2 protein-coding genes and 2 rRNA genes are annotated in these 4829 nt (G+C 61.3%); all 4 read left to right on the forward strand.

Annotated elements, in window-relative coordinates:
- Positions 1-6 precede the first annotated feature (6 nt).
- Positions 7-119: ribosomal RNA gene (gene rrf / locus C2862_RS24905) — 5S ribosomal RNA — on the forward strand.
- A 182-nt stretch (positions 120-301) separates the two neighbouring features.
- A complete protein-coding gene (locus C2862_RS24910) occupies positions 302-1945 on the forward strand; it encodes a DUF418 domain-containing protein (RefSeq protein ID WP_136223735.1) in 1644 nt (547 codons plus the stop codon).
- A 17-nt stretch (positions 1946-1962) separates the two neighbouring features.
- Complete coding sequence (locus C2862_RS24915; protein ID WP_136223736.1) at positions 1963-4302, forward strand: penicillin acylase family protein; 2340 nt, start codon at positions 1963-1965, stop codon at positions 4300-4302.
- Positions 4303-4713: 411 nt separating this feature from the next.
- Positions 4714-4829 (forward strand): 16S ribosomal RNA (locus C2862_RS24920); the annotation flags it as partial.

The raw sequence follows: 4829 nt of genomic DNA on the forward strand, positions 1-4829 counted from the left end.
GTCATGCCTGATGACCATAGCAAGTCGGTCCCACCCCTTCCCATCCCGAACAGGACCGTGAAACGACTTTGCGCCGATGATAGTGCTGCAACCAGTGTGAAAGTAGGTTATCGTCAGGCTAGTTATATGAAAAACCCCGCTCAGTGACCTGAGCGGGGTTTTTTGCTTTGTGCTCGAAAAGCATTGCTCAGAAGCCGCAACTGCAGTTCAGCCGCGCTTTTCGACCTTTCGTCGCAAATGCCATTTCGGCCATCCTGCTCCGCACTACCATCTCCTGATCGACAACCAACAGGGGATAGCGATGGAGACACCGGCAGGTAAGGCCTTGACGCCAGTCGTCGGCAGCGAACGGATTCAATCACTCGACGTCGTCCGCGGATTTGCCTTGATCGGCATCCTCATGATGAATGTCGAGTACTTCAATCGTCCCATCGCCCAGCTGGGCTCGGGCATGCAGACCGGTCTGAGCGGCGCCAATCTCTGGATCTCCTGGTTTGTCCAGTATTTCGTCGTCGGTAAATTCTGGACCATCTTCTCTCTCCTGTTCGGCATGGGTTTCGCCGTGATGCTGAGCCGCGCCGAACAGTCCCAGCGCAGTTTCCTCGTTCCCTATATGCGCCGTATCGCCGCGCTCGCCGTCTTCGGCGCGCTGCACAGCATTTTCCTGTGGTCGGGCGACATCCTGTTCAGCTATGCGGTCGGCGCCGCGGCCCTGTTGATCGTCCTGTACGGCAAACCAAAGTGGATCGCCGCCGCGATCGCCGTCTGCGTCGGCTGCGGGTTCATTCCAGGATTCGACGCAATGTTCGGCATCGCCGGCGGCATTGCCTTCTTCAGCCTGGCCGGCTGGTGGCTGCGCGGTGAACAGCGTTTCAAGAAACGTTTCGGCCGTTCGCCCGTCATCGCCTTCATGTTGATGCTGCTGGGCGCGATCGGCATCGTTGCCGGAGCCGTCATGTGGGCCTTGCCGGCTGCGCCGCGCGAAGCCCGGTTCGCCCTGCCGATCCTCGGCGTCGCTTTACTCACGCTCGGCTACCTCACCAAGCGCTACCACGACGACAAGCCGGCGCGTCCATGGCGTCTCGGCGTCGGCATCTATTGCTTCTCCTTTTTCATGATGACGGCCGCCGGCGCATCGATGTACTTCTTCCCGGAGAAGCCGGCCACCGTGCTCAGTAAGGAAGCCGCCAAGAAGGTCGAGGAGCGCAAGGCCGAGCGTGCAAAGAACCGCGCCAAGCGCGAAGAGCAGATTGCCAAGGAAACCAAGGTCATGACGGCCGGCACCTATGGCGAGGCAGTTGCCCTGCGCGCAGAACGCTGGAAAGAACATGCGCCTGGTGAGGTCGGCTTTGCGACGATCCTGATCGGCATGTTCCTGATCGGAACCTGGTTCGTGCGCTCCGGTGTCATGGAAAACGCCCGCGCCCATCTGCCCCTGTTCCGCAAGCTGGCACTCTACGGCCTGCCGCTCGGTATCGGCCTGGGTCTGCTCGGCTCGACCATTGCGATGCATCCGATTCCAGGATCAGGCGGCGCCGACGGCTGGCAGCTGGCTTCCGGCCTGCAGATGCTGGGCAACCTGCCGGCCTCGCTCGGCTATGTCAGTCTAGTCATCCTGCTGCTCCATAGCGCCAGTGCGTTCAACAAGATCAGCGTGCTTGCACCCTTCGGCCGCATGGCCCTGACCAATTACCTGTCGCAATCGCTGATCGCCTCGCTGTTTTTCTTCGGCTACGGTTTCGGTAACTGGGGCGTCTCGCGTGTCGACCAGATGCTGTTCGTGGCCGCGGTCGTCGTCTTCCAGGTCGCCTTCAGCCACTTCTGGCTGGCCCGCTTTCGCTACGGTCCGATGGAATGGCTGTGGCGCGCGATCACCTATTGGACCATTCCTCCGATGCGCAACAAGACCGTGCCGACGCTGCCGGTCGCGGAGGCCGCCGCTTGACGCGCCGGCTGGGAACGATGCTCTTGCTGCTGGGCTGCGCGGCATTACCTGCCGCAGCCCAGCAGGCAGTCGAAGTCGCCGGCCTACGACAGCCGGCCCGGATCCTGGTCGACAAGTGGGGCGTGCCGCATATCTACGCCGCGAACCAGGACGACGTGTTCTTCGTGCAGGGTTTTAATGCGGCGCGCGATCGCCTGTTCCAGATCGACCTGTGGCGCCGCCGCGGCCTGGGAGAACTGGCCTCGGTCTTCGGTCCCGCCTATGTCGAGCAGGACCGCGCCGCGCGCCTGTTCCTCTACCGCGGCGACATGGACGCCGAATGGAAGGCCTACGGCAAGGATGCGCAACGCACCAGCGAACGTTTTGTTGCCGGCATCAACGCCTATATCGACACCATCGCGCGCAAGCCCGCCTTGCTCCCCTTCGAGTTTCGCCGGCTGAACTACAAGCCGGCGAAGTGGCGTCCGGAAGACGTCGTGCGTATCCGCAGCCATGGCTTGACCCGCAACCTGACCCAGGAGTTCGCACGCGCATACGTCGTCTGCCATGCAGGCCTGGCGGCCGACGAAATCCGGGCGCAGCTGTCGCCCGCCTGGAAGACACGCGTGCCCGACGGGCTCGACCCCTGCCTGCCGAACGACGCGCTCGACGTTTTTACGCGCGCGACGGACAACGTGCGCTTCAGCCCGGAAGCCGTGCAGCTGGCCAACGCGCCTCCGAATGCGGAGCTGCTCGAGGGCAGCAACAACTGGGTCATCTCCCCATCGCGCACCAGTACCGGCCGTCCGATTCTCGCCAACGATCCGCACCGCGCCTATGGAGCGCCTTCGCTGCGCTACATCGTGCACCTGAACGCGCCCGGCCTCGACGTCATCGGCGCCGGCGAGCCCGCCTTGCCCGGCGTATCGATCGGCCATAACGGTAAAGTCGCGTTTGGCCTGACGATCTTCAGCATCGACCAGGAAGACTTGTACGTCTACGAAACCAATCCCGCGAGTCCGCTGCAGTATCGCTACAAGGATACTTGGGAGCCCATGCGCATCGTGAAGGAGACCATTGCCGTGCGTGGCGGCAAACCGGTTCCGGTCGAGCTGCGCTTCACGCGGCACGGACCGGTGATTTACGAGGAGTCGGCCAAGCGCAGGATGCTGGCCGTGCGCACCGCCTGGAGCGCGCCCGGGATGGCTCCGTATTTCGGCAGCATCGATTACATGCGCGCGCAGGACTTCACGCAGTTCCGTCGCGCCATGGAGCGCTGGGGCGCACCGACCGAAAACCAAGTGTATGCGGATACGAGCGGGAATATCGGCTGGGTGGCCGGCGGCCTGGCACCGGTACGCCCAAACTGGGATGGCTTGATGCCCGTGCCGGGAGATGGCCGCTACGAATGGAAGGGTTTCCTGGATGGAGCGACACTGCCTTTTGTCCTGAATCCGAAGCAGGGTTGGTTCGCTTCCGCGAACGAGATGAACCTGCCTGCTTCTTTCCCCTACAAAGAGCACAAGTTGGGCTTCGAGTGGCCGGATAGGGCAAGGGCGCAACGGATCGCCCAGGTCCTGTCGGCCAAGCCGAAGGCGAGCATTGAGGACATGCAGCGCTTGCAGAACGACGTCGTGTCCCTGACGGCGCGCCGTCTGCTGGTTTTGCTCAAGCCGCTGTCGTCGCCCGATCCGAAGACACGGGCAGCACTGCGTTTGCTGAAAGAGTGGAATGGCGAGGAGAAGGCAAGCTCGGCGGCTGCCGCCCTGTATGAAGTCTGGTGGTCGCGCCATCTCGGCCGGATGTTCGTCGACGCGGTGCTCGATCCGGTCGCCAGCCAGGTCGTGCGGACGCCGCATGCCAGTGTCCTGCTGCAGACACTCGAGGCACCGGCGGACCGTTTCGGCCCGGATGCCAATCGCAAGCGCGACGCGTTGTTGCTCGCCAGCCTGGCCGCGGCATGGTCCGACATGGAGAGCCTGCAGGGGAAAGATGCCAAGCGCTGGGCATGGGGGAAACTGCACTTCAGTTATTTTGTTCATCCGATGGCGCCGATCCTCGACCCGGCCAACCGCGCGCGGCTGAACGTCGGCCCTCTGCCTCGCGGCGGGGGAGGCTATACCGCGAACGTTTCCGGCTACCACCCGGAGAATTTCCAGCATGTGCACGGACCGTCCTTCCGCATGGTGCTCGACGTCGGCAACTGGGATAACTCGCGGGCGATCAACACGCCAGGGCAGTCGGGGAATCCGGACAGTGTCCATTATCGCGACCTGGCGAGCAGCTGGGCGGAGGGGAAATACTTTCCTCTGCTATATAGCCGACAAGCGGTAGAGAGGGCGGCGACGGAGACGATCGAACTGATTCCGGCGCGTTAGCGCAACAGGCCTTGCAAGTCTGTCTGCCGTTTGCTATAGTTCGCCACCTCGCGAAAACGGCAACGGAATCAAGTAGTTGAACTTGCAACGAGGGCCGCGGAAAACGCGGTGAAGTAAAAAAGAGGTTGACGAAAAACGCGAAACACTGCATAATCTCATCTCTCTGCTGCTGACGAACAAAACGATTCGCAAAACGCAGCAAGGCAGTACCGAATAAGTTCTTTAACAATTAACAGTCGATAAGTGTGGGCGTTTGATGAAGGTGCCGGCTGACTCGTTCAGCTGATTACTTAAATTATCAAATGTTCGCACAAAGTATTAAACGTTATCTCAGCAATGAGATGACGGTCAGTATTTTGAGTGAGCGACACCTGAGAAATCAGGTTGCCAGAAATGGCGAAAACAGAGATTGAACTGAAGAGTTTGATCCTGGCTCAGATTGAACGCTGGCGGCATGCTTTACACATGCAAGTCGAACGGCAGCACGGGCTTCGGCCTGGTGGCGAGTGGCGAACGGGTGAGTAATA

Origin of the sequence: Massilia sp. Mn16-1_5, assembly GCF_004798585.1 — a bacterium.
Classification (GTDB): Bacteria; Pseudomonadota; Gammaproteobacteria; order Burkholderiales; family Burkholderiaceae_D; genus Telluria.